This is a genomic window from Pseudonocardia sp. HH130630-07 (assembly GCF_001698125.1).
Taxonomy (GTDB): Bacteria; Actinomycetota; Actinomycetes; order Mycobacteriales; family Pseudonocardiaceae; genus Pseudonocardia.
This window is the reverse complement of record NZ_CP013854.1, coordinates 2,826,229-2,841,845: the sequence shown is the minus strand read 5'-3', so window position 1 is coordinate 2,841,845 and position 15,617 is coordinate 2,826,229. Positions and strand designations below refer to the sequence as shown.

General features: G+C 75.8%; 5 protein-coding genes and 1 riboswitch. Of the genes, 3 read left to right on the top strand and 2 right to left on the bottom strand.

From position 1 onward, the window contains the following. Positions 1 to 57 precede the first annotated feature (57 nt). Positions 58 to 270, top strand: a riboswitch (cobalamin riboswitch). Positions 271 to 397: 127 nt separating this feature from the next. Genes AFB00_RS13785 through AFB00_RS13775 form a run of 3 tightly spaced genes read left to right on the top strand, consistent with a single transcriptional unit; the run spans position 398 to position 5,070 of the window. Continuing rightward, entirely contained in the window at positions 398 to 3,424 is a 3,027-nt protein-coding gene (locus AFB00_RS13785; protein WP_068797564.1) for a ribonucleoside-diphosphate reductase subunit alpha, read from the top strand. Continuing rightward, positions 3,421 to 4,503: a ribonucleotide-diphosphate reductase subunit beta gene (locus tag AFB00_RS13780; protein ID WP_083275512.1), complete on the top strand. Its 1,083-nt coding sequence runs from the start codon at positions 3,421 to 3,423 to the stop codon at positions 4,501 to 4,503. Before AFB00_RS13785 ends, AFB00_RS13780 begins: the two co-directional genes overlap by 4 nt. A gap of 30 nt (positions 4,504 to 4,533) precedes the next feature. Beyond that, positions 4,534 to 5,070 carry an ATP-binding protein gene (locus AFB00_RS13775; protein ID WP_068797563.1) on the top strand — a complete coding sequence of 179 codons (537 nt, stop codon included), beginning with the start codon at positions 4,534 to 4,536 and terminating at the stop codon, positions 5,068 to 5,070. A 3-nt stretch (positions 5,071 to 5,073) separates the two neighbouring features. On the opposite strand, the gene AFB00_RS13770 is transcribed toward AFB00_RS13775, so the two are convergent. Further along, on the bottom strand, positions 5,074 to 6,483 hold the full coding sequence (locus tag AFB00_RS13770) for a DHA2 family efflux MFS transporter permease subunit (protein ID WP_068797562.1): 1,410 nt from the start codon (positions 6,481 to 6,483) through the stop codon (positions 5,074 to 5,076). Next, positions 6,480 to 15,599 carry a non-ribosomal peptide synthetase gene (locus AFB00_RS13765; protein ID WP_068797561.1) on the bottom strand — a complete coding sequence of 3,040 codons (9,120 nt, stop codon included), beginning with the start codon at positions 15,597 to 15,599 and terminating at the stop codon, positions 6,480 to 6,482. The genes AFB00_RS13770 and AFB00_RS13765 overlap by 4 nt, the downstream gene beginning before the upstream one ends. Between the last annotated feature and the right edge of the window lie 18 nt (positions 15,600 to 15,617).

The window sequence follows — 15,617 nt, the reverse complement described above, 5'->3', positions numbered from 1 at the left end:
GACGAACACCCCCACATTCGGCACACCTAGGGGGCGAGCACGTACCCTGGCCCAAGATGTAGTGTCCGCGTCGTTGGTGGTTCACCGGCCCGCACGGGCCGGTGAGGCAAGAGGGAACCCGGTGGGAAACCGGGACTGCCCCGCAGCGGTGAGTGGGAACGACCGCCGTCATGAGCACTGGGAGCGATCCCGGGAAGCGACGGCCAGTAGGTGGGCACGCGAGTGTCCGGGCCCGCGAGTCCGAAGACCTGCCACCGGCGCGTGCGCCGACGGTGCACGCAGCTCCAGGGCCTCGTGGGAGGGCGCTGAGGGTGCGCACCTCACGGACGTGTGTCCCGGTGCGGCCGTCTCCGCCGTTCCCGGCGGCCCTCGACGACCGCGACCCGCGAGGAGACCCGTGACCGCATCCACCGCTCCCCCCGTCTCCCCCGGCGGCTCCGCCGGCACCGCCGATCCGGCCGCCCTGCGGGTGATCCGGCGCGACGGCGGCGAGACCGCGTTCGACGCCTCGAAGATCTCGGTGGCCGCGACCAAGGCGTTCCTCGCCGTCGAGGGTGACTCCGGGGCGACGTCGTCGCGACTGCACCACCTGGTCGGCGAGCTGACCTCCCAGGTCGTCGCGGCGCTGGCGCGGCACCCGGTGCCGGCCGTGCACGTCGAGCAGATCCAGGACCAGGTCGAGCTGGCGCTGATGCGCGGCGGGCACCACAAGGTCGCCCGGTCCTATGTGCTCTACCGCGAGCAGCAGGCCAGGGCCCGGTCCGGCAGCGGTGGGGAAGCCGCTGCCGGCGACGGCCCGGTCGTGCACGTCACCCAGCCGGACGGCACCCGGGCCCCGCTGGACCGGCTCCGGGTCGAGACCGTGCTGGCCGAGGCCCTGCAGGGGATCGACGGTGACGTCGCGGCCGGGCCGGTGCTCGCCGAGCTGGACCGCACCGTCTACGACGGCATCACCGCCGACGAGCTGTCCCAGGCGCTGGTCATGGCCGCGCGCACGCTCGTCGAGCGGGAGCCGGACTACTCGCTCGTCGCGTCCCGGCTGCTGATGGACCGGCTGCGCACCGAGGCCGTCTCGCACCTGTCCGGCACCCGGCGGACCCCCGACGCGGCCGGCATGGCCGACGGCTACGCCGCCTACACCAGGGACTACCTGACGCACGCGATCGCGATCGGGCTGGTCGATCCCGAGCTGGCGACCTTCGACCTGGACCGGGTCACCGCGGCGCTGCGCCCGGAGCGCGACCTGCAGATCGGCTTCCTCGGGCTGCAGACGCTCTACGACCGGTACTTCCTGCACGAGCGCGGCACCCGGTTCGAGCTGCCGCAGGCGTTCTTCCTGCGGGTCGCGATGGGGCTGGCGGTCCGCGAGGTGGACCGCGAGGCCCGGGCGATCGAGTTCTACGAGCTGCTGTCGAGCTTCGACTTCATGGCCTCGACGCCGACGCTGTTCAACTCCGGCACCACCCGGCCGCAGCTGTCGTCGTGCTTCCTCACCACCGTCGACGACGACCTCGACTCGATCTTCGGCGGGTACCGCAACAACGCGCTGCTGGCGAAGTACTCCGGTGGGCTCGGCAACGACTGGACGCCGGTCCGCGGTCTCGGCGCGCACATCCGCGGCACCAACGGGGTCTCCCAGGGCGTCGTGCCGTTCCTCAAGATCGCCGGGGACACCGCGGTCGCGGTGAACCAGGGCGGCAAGCGCAAGGGCGCGGCGTGCGCCTACCTGGAGACCTGGCACGTCGACATCGAGGAGTTCCTCGACCTGCGCAAGAACACCGGTGACGACCGCCGGCGCACCCACGACATGAACACGGCGAACTGGGTGCCCGACGAGTTCCTGCGCCGGGTGCAGGCCGACGCCGACTGGACGCTGTTCTCCCCGGACGAGGTCCCCGACCTGCACGACCTCTACGGCAACGAGTTCGCCCAGCGGTACCGGGCCTACGAGGCGGCCGCCGGGCGCGGCGAGCTGCGGGTGCACCGCACGGTCCGGGCGGTCGACCTGTGGCGCCGGATGCTGACGATGCTGTTCGAGACCGGGCACCCGTGGATCACCTTCAAGGACCCGTGCAACCTGCGCAGCCCGCAGCAGCACGCGGGCGTCGTGCACTCGTCGAACCTGTGCACCGAGATCACCCTGAACACCCGGGCCGGCGGCGACGGCCGGGGCGAGGTCGCGGTCTGCAACCTCGGCTCGGTCAACCTCGCCGCGCACGTCACCCCGGACGGCCTCGACGCCGCGAAGCTGCGCCGCACGGTGAGCACGGCGGTCCGGATGCTGGACAACGTCGTGGACATCAACTTCTACACGATCCCCGAGGCCCGGCGGTCCAACCTGCGCCACCGCCCGGTCGGGCTGGGCATGATGGGCTTCTCCGACGCGCTGTTCGTCCAGCGCATCGCCCCGGCGAGCGAGGCGGCCGTCGAGTTCGCCGACCGCAGCGCCGAGCTGCTGAGCTACCACGCGATCGCGGCGTCGTCGGACCTGGCCGCCGAGCGCGGCCGCTACGCCAGCTACGACGGCTCGCTGTGGAGCCGCGGCATCCTGCCGATCGACTCGCTGGCCCTGCTCGCGCAGGCCCGCGAGGCCGGTGAGCTGGAGATCGACCGGTCCACCACGCTGGACTGGGACGCGCTGCGCGAGACGGTGCGGCGCCAGGGCATGCGCAACTCCAACGTGCTGGCCATCGCACCGACGGCGACGATCTCCAACATCTGCGGGGTCGCCCAGTCGATCGAGCCGATCCACCTGAACCTCTACGTGAAGTCGAACATGTCCGGCGACTTCACCGTCGTCAACCCGCACCTGGTCCGTGACCTCAAGGAACGCGGGCTGTGGGACGAGGTGATGGTGTCGGACCTGAAGTACTTCGACGGCTCGCTCGCCGAGATCGACCGGGTCCCCGACGACCTGAAGGAGCTGTACGCGACCGCGTTCGAGATCGAGCCGCGCTGGCTCGTCGCGGCGGCCTCGCGCCGGCAGAAGTGGCTCGACCAGGCCCAGTCGCTGAACCTCTACCTGGCGGGCCCGAGCGGCCGCAAGCTCGACGAGCTGTACCGGCTGGCCTGGCGCAGCGGCCTGAAGACCACCTACTACCTGCGGACCCGCGCGGCGACGTCGGTGGAGAAGTCCACCCTCAAGGGCACCGACGGCCAGCTCACCGGGGTGCCCAGCGGCTCCCCCGGCCCCTCGGCCGCGGCCACCGCCGGATCGGCGGCGGTCGCACCGTCCGTCACCGGTCCCGCAGCGGGGTCCCCGGCCGCGGTCGTCCCGGCGGGCGCGACGGTCCCCGCCACCACCCCGGAGAACGCGGATCCCGGCCGCGGAACCGGCTCCACCGCCGTCGACGGCACGGAGCTCGACCTGAACCCGGCGAACGCCTGCTCGATCGACGACCCCGACTGCGAGGCCTGCCAGTGACGACCACCGAGACCACCGAGAGCACCGACACCACCGGCCTCGGCGAGATCGAGCGCGGTGCCGCTCCGATCGACGCCGACGACAAGCGCATGATCAACGCGCGCGCCGACGTCAACCAGCTCCTCCCGCTGAAGTACACCTGGGCCTGGGAGAAGTACCTCGCCGGCTGCGCCAACCACTGGATGCCGACCGAGGTCGCCATGCAGGCCGACATCGCGCTGTGGCGCACCCCGGGCGGCCTGACCGACGACGAGCGGCTGATGCTGGTCCGCAACCTCGGCTTCTTCGCCACGGCGGAGTCGCTGGTCGCGAACAACATCGTGCTCGCCGTGTACCGGCACCTGACGAACCCGGAGTGCCGGCAGTACCTGCTGCGGCAGTCGTTCGAGGAGGCCGTGCACACGCACACCTTCCAGTACGTCTGCGAGTCGCTCGGCCTGGACGAGGGCGAGCTGTTCAACGCCTACCGCCAGGTCCCGTCGATCACCGACAAGGACACCTGGGCACTGCGCTACACCCGGGCGCTGTCCGACCCGGACTTCGTCACCGGCACCACGGAGGCCGACCAGGCGTTCCTGCGCGACCTGGTCGCGTTCTACGTGGTGTTCGAGGGGATGTGGTTCTACACCGGGTTCGCCCAGATCCTGGCGCTGGGCCGGCGGAACAAGATGGTCGGCGTCGCCGAGCAGTACCAGTACATCCTGCGCGACGAGTCGATCCACCTGAACTTCGGCATCGACTGCATCAACCAGATCAAGATCGAGAACCCGCACCTGTGGACCGCGGAGTTCGTCGCCGAGATCCGGCAGATGCTGCACGAGGCGTGCGAGCTGGAGGTCGCCTACGCCCGGGACACCATGCCGCGCGGCATGCTGGGCCTGACCGCCGAGTCGTGCGAGCAGTACCTGCGGTTCATCACCGACCGCCGGGCCGAGCAGATCGGGCTGGCCCCGCTGTTCGGCGAGCCGGAGAACCCGTTCCCGTGGATGAGCGAGGCCATGGACCTGCGCAAGGAGAAGAACTTCTTCGAGACGCGGGTGACCGAGTACCGCACGGGCGGTTCGCTGGACTGGGACTGACGGGGCGCGGGACGTGCTGCACTGACCGGTGTGCCGACGCTGATCCAGCTCAACGGCCTGCCGGGGACCGGCAAGTCCACGCTCGCCGAGCACCATGTGCAGCGCTTCCCGCCCGCGGTGAACCTCGATCCCGACGTCCTGCGCGGGCTCGTCGGCGGCTGGTACGACGCGCCGCAGCGGGCGGGGCTGCTGACCCGGCGAATGGTGCTCGCCGCCGCCAGGGTGGCGCTGACCGACGGTGTGGACGTCGTCGTCCCGCAGTTCCTGGCACGGGCGGAGTTCCTCGACTCCCTCGCCGGTCTCGCCGGGGACTGCGGGGCCCGGTTCGTCCCGGTCGTGCTGCACGAGCCGCTCGGGACGACCGTGGCCCGGCTCCGCGCCCGGGCCGCCGGTCCAATGACCCCGGCCCAGCGCGACGCACACCGCACCCTCGACCCCGCCGTCCTGCCGGAGTGGCACCGCCGGCTGCGGGAGCTGGTCGACGCCCGTCCCGGCACCGCCGTCGTGACCCCGGTGGTCGGCGACGTGGCGGCGACCCACCAGGCGCTGCTCGCCGTGGCCGCGTGACCGCTACCGGGGCGGGCGCACGCCGGGGAGCCGGGTCGCGCCGGCCAGGGCGAGCAGGCAGAAGCCCAGGACCCACCAGAACGTCTGGCCGAACGCGGCCGCGGCCGCACCGTCGCCGAGTGCGCCCAGCCGGGACTGCAGGATCACCGCGACCAGTGCGGTACCGACCGAGCCGCCCAGGGTGTTCAGCAGGTTCAGCGCGCTCGCCGCGCGCGGGATCATCTCCTTCGCCATCGTCCGGTAGACCAGGGCCATCACCGGGGCACCGATCAGCGCGGCACCGGCGCCGCGGACCAGCAGCGAGACGGCGACGAGCGCGTCCGCCGGGTCCCGGTCGAGCTGGGTGAACACCACCGTCCCCAGCGCGACGAGTGCGATCCCGGCGAGCACCAGGTTCCGCGGCGCGATCCGGTCCACCAGCCGGTTGACCAGCAACGAGCCGGCGAGCGCTCCGATCCCCTGCGGAGCGAGCAGCAGGCCGGTCGCCCAGGCGTCGAGCCCGCGGCCGGACTGCAGGTAGAGCGGGAGCAGGAAGGTCGCGCCGTACACCGACAGGCCCAGGATCACCAGCGCGAGCGCCGCCGGGCCGAACGGGCTGCGCACGAACAGCCGCGGGTCGATCAGCGGCGTCCCGCGGAACCGCAGGCCGTGCCACAGGAACAGGCCGAGCATCACCAGTCCGGCCAGGCAGACCGGGACGCCGGGCAGCGCGCCGCCGGTGCGCTCCACCTCGGTGAGGCCGAGCACGAACACCGCGAGGCCGGGCGAGAGCAGCAGCGCCCCGCGGACGTCGAACGCCGTCCCGCGGGACGCCGCCGCGTCCCGCGGAACGCACAGCACGGCCAGCACGGCGGCGGCGAGCCCGACCGGCAGGTTGACGTAGAACAACCACGGCCAGCTCGCGACGCCGAGGATCGCGCCCCCGGCGAGCGGTCCGAGGACCGGCGACAGCAGCGGGACGACACCGACGATCGCGATCAACCGGCCGATCCGCCGCGGCCCGGCGAGCCGGGCCAGCACCGCCTGCCCGGTCGGTGGCAGCAGCCCGCCGGCCAGCCCCTGCACGATCCGGAAGACGATCAGCGACGGCAGCGACCAGGCCAGCGCGCACAGCGCGGACGCCGCGACGAAGCAGAGCACCGCCGCGATCCAGGTGCGGCGCCCGCCGAACCGGTCGACCAGCCACCCCGAGGTGGGGACGGCCGTGACCACCGCGAGCAGGTAGGCGGTGCTCACCCACTGGATCTCGACCGGGTCGGCGCCGAACTCCGCGGACAGCGTGCTCACCCCGACCGCGACGATCGTGGCGTCCAGCGAGGCCATGAACGTCCCGAGCACCAGCACGAACGCGGCCCGCACCAGCGGCGCGTCGATCCGGTCGGTGGTCGCGGCCCCGGTCCCCCCGTCGCTCATCCGGTGCCCGTGCCCGGCGTCCCGGCCAGCGCGACCAGCTCGGCGCGCACGGCCTCGGCCAGCGCCTCGATCCGGGACGCGGTGAACAACGCGTCGGGCCAGGTGAACCGGACGGCGAGGACGGGCGCGTTCCCCGGGCCGTCGCCGGTGGCGAGCGCGTTCACCGCCAGCTCGTGCGGGAACGGCATGGCACCCGGTTCGCCGGAACCGAGCGGCCCGGCATCGGCCGGTGCCCGCCACGGCTCGCCGGCACCGGCGCCGGAGGAGCCGGAGCCGGTGAATCGGCCCAGATAGTTCAGCGTCACCCGCGGCCGGACGACGTCGCCGAGCGGCCGGTCCGGGGCGTCCCGCAGCAGGCCGTAGCCGAGGCCGTCCCCACCGGCCCGGATCTGCTCGCCGACCGCGGCCGGGCCGCGGTCGCCCGGCCGGACCAGCGCCGGGACGACTGTGGTGAACCAGCCGACGGTGCGCGAGAGGTCCAGTGCCGCGCCCGTACCGTCCGGGGCGGCCGTGGGGCGGCCGTGACCCTGCAGGTCCACCAGCAGCTCCGGGGACCCGTCACGGCCCCGCCACCGGTGCGCGGCCCTGGCCAGCGCGGTGAGCAGCACGGCGTCCGGGCCGGTGCCGTGGGCCTGGGGCAGCGCGGTCAGCACCGCCTCCGTGGTCGCCGGGTCGAGCCGGATCTCGTGGTGACGGGCCGTGGCCGCGGTGTCCCGGGCCGGGTCGGACGCGCGCTCGCCCCAGCCGGTGTCGGGGTGCGCGGTGACCGCCCGCCAGTGCCCCAGCTCGGCCCGGCGGGCGTCGGTCGCCGCGCGCGCCGTGCCCGCCCAGCCGACCCAGGTCCGTGCGGACGGCGGCAGCGCGGGGCGGGCGCCGTCCGCGGCGGCCCGGTACGCCTGGGCGAGGTCGTCGAGCAGCACCCGCCAGGACACCGGATCGACGACGAGATGGTGCGCGAGCAGCACCATCCGGCCCGGCCGGTCCGCGCCGGCGTCCAGCCACTCGGCGCGCAGCAGCGGGCCCCGGTACGGGTCGAGCCCGTCCCGGGCGGCGGCGATCCGGCGGTCGGCCACGGCCCGCGGGTCGGCACCGGGGTCGAGCGCGGTCCGGACGAGCACGTCGGCGCCGGTGACCGAACCGGGCGGCGGGACCCGCAGCACCGGCTCGCCGTCGCCGTCGGCGAGGTGCGCGCGGAGCACGTCGTGCGTGGCGAGCACCGCGTCGAGCACCCGGTGCCAGCGCGGTTCGTCGGCACCGGCGGGCACCACGGTCTCGACCCACTGGCAGTACCCGGCCGAGGGGTCGCCGGGACGGCCCGGGCCGCCGCGGCGCAGCAGGTCCCGCATCACCGGGGTGAGCGGGGCGTCACCGGATACGGGGCCGGCGGTGTCCGGGGCGGTGCCGGGGTCCGCCGGGACCGCGCGAGCCGCCATCCCGGCGACCGTGCCGCCGTCGAACACGTCGCGGGCGGTGAGCAGCCACCCCGCGCGCCGGGCCCTGGAGAGCACCTGCAGCGAGACGATGCTGTCGCCGCCGGCGGCGAGGAAGTCGTCGTCCGGGCCGAGTCCCGGGTCGCCGAGGGCGGCGCGCAGCACCTCCAGCAGGGCCCGCTCGGCGTCGGTCGCCGGTTCCCGCGCCGGACCGGTCGTCGCCCGGTCCGGCGCGGGCAGCGCGTCGCGGTCCAGCTTCCCGGCCGGGGTCAGCGGGAGCCGGTCGAGCAGGACCAGGTGCGCGGGCACCATGTGCGCGGGCAGCTCCGCGGCGAGCGCGGTGCGGAGCGCACCGGTGTCGGCAGGAGCCCCGTCGGCCGGGACGACGTAGCCGACCAGCCGGTCCTCGCGCACGATCACCGCGGCGGCGCGGACCCCGTCCCGGCCCGCCGGCACGGTCTCGATCTCGCCCGGCTCGATCCGGAACCCGCGGATCTTCACCTGGTGGTCGACCCGGCCGAGGAACGCGATCTGCCCGTCGGCGCGCAGGTGCACCAGGTCGCCGGTGCGGTACATCCGCTCGCCGGGCGCCCCGTACGGGTTCGCGACGAACGCCGACGCGGTGGCCCCCGGCCGGCCGAGGTAGCCGCGGGCGACCCCCGCCCCGGCCAGGTACAGCTCGCCGGTGCGGTCCGGCCCGACCGGCTGCAGACCGGTGTCGAGCACGTAGGCCCGGATGCCGGGGTCGGGCACGCCGATCGGCAACGGCCCCGGGTCGGCCGGGTCGTAGCCCCAGGTCACCGCGTTGATCGAGACCTCGGTCGGCCCGTAGCAGTTCACCATCCGGCGACGCGCGCCCCAGCGCCGGGCCAGCGCCGGGTCCAATCGCTCCGCCCCCACCATCAGCGCGATCTCCGGCGCCAGGGTCCGGTCGTCGGGCATCGCGGACAGGAACGACGGCAGCAGGTTCGCCAGCGTCACCCGCTGCTCGGTAATGTGGTCGAGCAGCGCGTCCCCGGACTCGCGGACCTCGGCCGGTGCCACCACCGAGGTGCCGCCGGAGGCGAGCGCGATCGTCGTCTGGAAGAACGCGACGTCGAAGCTGGTGGAGGCGAACTGCAGGACCCGGTCGTCCGGCGTCGCGCCGATCAGGCCCTCGGCCAGCAGCACCAGGTCGGCCAGTCCGGCGTGCGCCACCCCGACCGGCTTCGGGCGGCCGGTCGTGCCGGAGGTGAAGATGATGTAGGCGAGCCGGTCCGGGTCGTAGGACGGCAGCGGCACCGGCCCGGCGGCGTCGGTACCGGTGCCGGCCGGGCCGATCGGCTCGTCCAGCCGGATCCGGGGTACCCCGTGACCGGCGAGCAGCCGCTCGGCGTCGCCGCCGGTGGTGGCCCCGACGGTGAGCGCGGCGACCGGGGCGGCGTCGGCCACCATCGTCGCGAGCCGTGCCTGCGGGTAGGACGGGTCCAGCGGCAGGTAGACCGCACCGGCCCGGAGGATGCCGATGATCGCCAGCGGCATCTCGACGTCCCGGTCGAGCAGCACCGCGACCGGCTGTTCCGGCCGCACGCCGCGGCGGACGAGCTCACGGGCCAGCTCGTCGGCCCGGCGGTCCAGCTCGGCGTAGCTGAGCACCCGGTCCCGGCACTGCACCGCCGGATGGTCCGGCCGGGACGCGACCCAGCCGGCGAACCGCTCGGCCAGGGTGAACGTGGCCCCCGGGCCGCCGTCGGCCGCGCGCAGCGCCGCCGCACGGGCACCGGGGTCGAGCAGCGGGAGGGACAGCGCCGGGCGCCCCGGATCGGCGACCAGCTCGCCCAGCACGGTGTGCAGGGCGTGCCCCAGCGCGCGGACGGCGCCGGCGCCGAGCACCGCGGGCTGGTACCCGAGGCCGATCACGATCGCGTCGTCCGGGATCACGACGACGGTCAGCGGGTAGTGGGTCGCGTCGGCGATCTCCACGCCGGTCAGCTCCGGGCCCGGCCCGGTCCCGGCGGCCGGGCGGCGCTGGGCCGCCGGGAAGTTCTCCATCACCAGCATCGTGTCGAACAGGTCGCCGACCCCGGCGTCGCGCTGCACCTCGGGCAGTCCGACGTGGTGGTGCTCGGACAGGGCGACGGCCCGGTCGTGCACCCGCTCCAGCACGGCGAGCGCGGACTCCTCCGGCGTCCAGCGGACCCGCACCGGCACGGTGTTCCCGAGCTGGCCGACCATCTTCTCGACGCCGGGCACCTCGGCCGGGCGGCCCGACACCGGCTGCCCGAACACGACGTCGCGCCGGCCGGTCACCCGGCCCAGGACGATGCCCCAGGCCGTGTGCAGCACGGCGGTCAGCGTGACCCCGCGCTCGCGGGCGAAGCGGCGCAGCGCGGCGCTGAACCCGGCGCCGAGCTCGACGGAGTGCCGCTCCGGCCGGGCGACGGTGCCCGCGGCGCCGGTCCCGGCGCCGGGCGCGATCCGGGTGCCCTCCGCGACGCCGTCGAGCAGCTCGCGCCAGGCCCGGCGGCCGGCGTCGTGGTCCCGCGCGGCCAGCCAAGCGAAGTGGTCGGCGACCGGCGGCGGGGCCGGGACCGCCGGGCCACCGCTCAGTTCGTCGTGGATCGCCAGCAGCGCCCGTCCGACCAGCGGCATGGACCAGCCGTCGAGCAGGGCGTGGTGGTTGGTGATCGCGAGCCGGTGCTCGTCCGGGCCGAGCCGGGCCAGCAGGAACCGGATCAGCGGGGGGCGCGCCGGATCGAACGGGCGGGCCTGTTCCACGGCGGCCGTCCCGGCGAACGCGGCGGCCGGGTCGTCGGCGCCGGTGAGGTCGGCGAACCGCCAGTCGAGATCGGACTCGGTCGGGACGACCTGGACGACCTGGCCGTCGTCGAGCGCGGCCAGATGGATCCGCAGCGACGGGTGCCGGCGCAGCAGCTCGGCCGCCGCGGCCCGCATCCGCTCCGGGTCGAGCGCACCGGCCAGCGTCACGACGGCCTGCACGACGTAGACGTCGGCGTCACCCTCGGCCAGCGCCATGCTGTGGAACGCCAGCCCGGCCTGCAGCGCGGTCGCCGGGAGCACGTCGGTGACCGGCCGCTCGCGGGCCAGCTCGTCGATCGCGGCCTGGTCCAGGCGCACCAGCGGCAGGTCCGACGGGGTGAGCCCGCCGTCGCCGGCACCGAGCCCGCCCGCGTGCGCCGCCAGCCCGGCGACGGCGGCGCCGAAGGCCCGCCGGACCTCGGCGACCCGCTCGGGCCCGAGCGCGGCGCCCGCGACGGTCCACTCGACCGACAGGCGTTCACCGTCGCCGGTGCCGTTGAGGAAGCAGTTCAGCGCGAGCAGCTGCTCGAGCGCCTTGCCCGGCGGCTCGGTCACGCCGAACGCCGGTCCCGCCGGCATCCGCCAGCCGGCACCCGGGGCCGCCGCGAACCGGCCCAGGTAATTGACCAGCACGTCCGGCGGGGCCTCGGCACCCAGCGGAGCGGCCGGGTCCAGGTGGCGGAGCACGCCGTGCCCGGCGCCGTCCCCCGGGACGGCGCGGGCGGCCTCCTTGACCGCCCGCAGCAGCCGACCGGCGGCCGGGCCCCCGGCCAGCGCGTCGCGCAGCGCGTCCGGCCCGGCGACCTCGGCCAGCGGGAGCAGCACCGGGTGCTCGACGGTGAACCACCCGACCGTCTCGGCCAGGTCGAGATCGGCGGAGGAGCGGCCGTGTCCCTCGGTGCTCACCGTGACCGCGTCCCGGGGACCGAGCACCGAGCGCAGCGCCAGCGCCAGCGCGGCCAGCAGCACCTCGTCGACACCGGCCCGGTACCCGGCGGGCAGTCGCTCGACGAGCGCGGTGGTCTGCTCCCGGGTCAGCTCGGTGACCTCGCGCCACCCGGTCCCGGCGGTGTCGCGCCGCGGGTCCAGCGCCCGCTCGCCGAGCCGGGCGGACGCCGCCCCGGCGGCCAGCCAGTACGGCAGCTCGGCGCGCCGCGCCCCGGTCCCGCCCTGCTCGGCGAGCACGGTCGCGTGCCGCCGCCAGGACGCACCGGTCCGGCCCGGCGCCGGGTCGAGGCCGCGGGACGCCGCCTCCCACGCCCGGTGCAGGTCCGGCAGCAGCACCCGCCAGGAGACGCCGTCGACGGCGAGATGGTGCACCACGACGAGCAGCCGGTCCGGGCTCCCGTCGCCGGTGCGGGCGAGCAGCACCCGGACCAGGTCCGCGGCGGCCGGGTCCAGCTCGCCGGCCAGCAGCGTGGCGAGATCGGCGACCCGCTCCTCGGTGAGCGGCCCGGTGACCGTCTCCCGCACGGCCCGCCCGGTGTCGACGGCCTCCGGTCCGAGGACGGTGAGGCCGGATCCGCCCGACGACGGCTCGCGGCGCAGGCGCAGCGCGTCGTGCCGGGTCAGCAGCGCCCCGACGGCGCGGGTGAGGTCGCCGACGTCGACCGGCACGTCGATCCGCAGCGCCGTCCACTGCGCGTGGCCCGCGACCGTCGCGGGGTCCGGGTTCGGGTCGAGCAGCCCCCGGACGATCGGGGGTGCCGGGACCGGGCCGGTCGGGTCGTCGGCGGGGCCGTCCGGTTCCCGGTCCGCGGCGGGCAGCGCGGTGGCGGCGAGCGCGGCCAGGCTGCGCCGGGCCAGCAGGTCCCGCGGGCGCAGCTCCAGGCCGGTCTCGCGCAACCGGCTGCCGACCGAGATCGCGGTGATCGAGTCGCCGCCGAGCGCGAGGAAGTCGTCGTCGACGTCGATCCGGTCGGCCCCCAGCACCCCGGCCACGACGTCGTGCAGTGCCCGCTCGGCGTCCGTGGCCGGGGCGCGGACGGCGTCCGACGGCGCCGGGGCCGGCAGGGCCGCCCGGTCCAGCTTGCCGTTCACCGTGGTCGGGAACGCGTCGAGGACCAGCACCGTGGACGGCACCAGGTGTCCGGGTACCCGGGCGGCCAGCGCGTCGCGGACGGCGTCCGGGTCGAGGTCGCCGGTGACGTAGCCGACGAGCCGGTCCCGCCCGCCCTCGGCCCGGACGGTCACGGCGGCCGCCCCGGCCCCGGGCACCGCGGCCAGCGCGGCCTCGACCTCGCCGAGCTCCACCCGGTAGCCGCGGATCTTGACCTGGCCGTCGTCGCGGCCCAGGAACTCCAGGCCCGCACCGGTGAGCCGGGCCCGGTCCCCGGTGCGGTACATCCGCCCCGGGCCGAACGGGTTCGCGACGAACCGCTCCGCGGTCGTGCCCGGCCGGTCGAGGTAGCCCAGCGCCAGGTGCGGGCCGGCCACGTACAGCTCGCCGGGCTCCCCGGTCGCGACCGGCTGCAGGGCCGCGTCGAGCAGGTAGCCGCGGGTGCCGGCCAGCGGGAGGCCGATCGTCGGGTGCTCGCCGGTGATCGGCCCCAGGGTCGCGTCCACCGTCGTCTCGGTCGGGCCGTACAGGTTGTAGGCGGCGGTCCCGGAGGCCGCGACCCGCCGCCACAGCGGCTCGGGGGTGGCCTCACCGCCGAGGATCAGCAGCACCGGCCGGTGGTCCGGGGCGTCGAGCAGGCCGGCGTCGAGCAGCGGCCCGGCCAGCGACGGCGTGGTGTCGACGACGTCGATCCGGTCGGTGCGCACCGCCGCGGCCAGCGCGTCGCCGTCGCGGACCAGGTCGGTGTCGTAGAGGTGCAGCTCGTGCCCGGCCAGCAGCCAGAGCAGCTGGTCGAGCGCCGCGTCGAAGGCGAACGAGTAGGTGTGCGCGATCCGCAGCGCCCGGCCCGCGAGCTGCTCCGCCTCGGCGACCAGCGTCCCGCGGTGGTGGTGCACGAGAGCGGCGAACCCGCTCGCCCGGACGAGGACGCCCTTGGGCCGCCCGGTCGAGCCCGAGGTGTAGAGCAGGTAGGCGATCCGGTCCGGGTCGAGCGGGCCGGACGCCGCCGGACCGGCCGGGAGCGGGCCGGTCGGGTCGAGCACCGGGACCCCGGGCCCGGCACCGGCCGGTCCCGGCAGGTCCGCGACGCTCGCCGGGGTGCCGAGCAGCAGGGCCGGGCGGGCGTCGTCGAGGAGCTCGCGGCGGCGCTGCGCCGGGTGCGCGGGGTCCAGCACCAGGAAGGCCGCACCGGCGTCGAGCACCGCGAGCAGGGCCACGACCAGCGCGGGCTCCCGGGGCAGCGACACGGCCACCACGTCACCCGGGCCGAGGCCGCGACCGCGCAGCGCGGCGGACAGCTCGCGGACCCGCCCGACCAGCTCACCCGCCGTGCAGCAGGCACCGGCGTGCACCAGCGCCGTCCGGTCCGGGTAGGCGCCGAGATCGTCGAGCAGCTCCGGCAGGTCGGACGGGACACCGGCCGGCGCGGGCCGGTCGAGCGCGGCGAGCACCCGGTCGCGCTCCGCGCCGGGGAGCAGCCGGACCGCACCGACCGCGGGCAGCTCCGGCGCCGCCAGCCCGGTGAGCAGGTCGGCGAGCATGTCCAGGCGGCGGGCCACGGTGGGCTCGTCGTTCGTCCGGGCGTCGGTCTCGAAGCCCAGCAGCAGGCCACCCTCCGCGGTGGGGGTGGCCGTCAGGCCGAGGTCCTCCGGCGGGCCGCCGGCCACGTTCTCCAGCACGCCGGTCGCGTCGCCGAGCCGGACGCCGAAGTCGAACGACGCCTTCAGGTTGATCCCGCGCCCGTGCAGCAGCGCCCCGGCGCCGGGCAGCTCACGCGGCAGGTCCTCACCACGGAACCGCTGGTGGGAACGGATGTCGCGGAGTGCGGCCGCGGTGCGCAGGCCCAGCTCGTCGAGCCGGTCGCCGGGGCGCACCCGCAGCCGCAGCGGCAGGACGTTGACCATCATCGCCGGGGTGCGCAGTGCCGCCGACCCGGCCCGGCACATCAGCGGGAGCGCGAACACCACGTCGGTGCGGCTCTCCAGGCGGTGCAGGAACGCGGCGTACCCGGCGATGACCAGCTCGCCCCAGGTGACGCCGGCCCCGTCGGCGATCTCCTTGAGCCGGGCGACGACCGGCGCGCCCAGCTCGCGGTGCGCGGACACGGTCGCCGTGGCCGGGCCCTCCGGCGCCGGTGTGACCGGCGGTGCCTCGGGCAGCGGCGTCAGCAGGTCCCGCCAGAACGCCCGGTCGATCCCCGGCTGCTCCCCGGCCCGGTACTCCAGGTCGGCGGCGACCAGGTCGGCGAACGGGCGGAACGGGCACGGCGGCGGCTGCTCGCCGCGGACGGCGGCGGTGTACCGGGCGCCGACCCGGCGGCACAGCTGGGTGGCGGAGTAGCCGTCGAACACCAGGTGGTGGCCCAGCTGCAGGTAGTGCACCTCGGTGTCGGCCAGCACGGCGACCGACGGGTGGAACAGCGGCCGGTCGGTCATGTCCCGGCACCCGGCGGCGATCCGCGCCCGCTCCGCGTCGACGAGCTCGCGGGCCGCCGCGTGCGGGTCCGGTTCGCCGCGCAGGTCGACGACCGCCGGCGCCGGTACCGGGGCCGGGTCGACGTACTGCCGTGGACCGTCCGGTGTGGACACGACGCGCAGGCGCAGCGTCTCCGCCTCCTGCGCGGTCGCCCGGACCGCCTCGACCAGCGCCGCGACGTCGACCGGGTCGTCGCCGCGGACGTGCAGGACGTCCCCGACCACGTAGTACGGCGAGTCCGGCTCCAGCCGCTGGGCGTTCCAGATCCCGAGCTGGGCCCCGGTGAGCTCCAGCAGCCCGTCCCCGGCGCTGCTCGGGGTGTCCACACCGGTCCGGACGGTCGCCGTGCTCAACAGTTCTCCTCGGGTGCT

Excerpts from the sequence above, each read along its gene's own strand:
- AFB00_RS13770 (WP_068797562.1), bottom strand. The coding sequence starts at position 6,483 with ATGAGCGACGGGGGGACCGGGGCCGCGACCACCGACCGGATCGACGCG.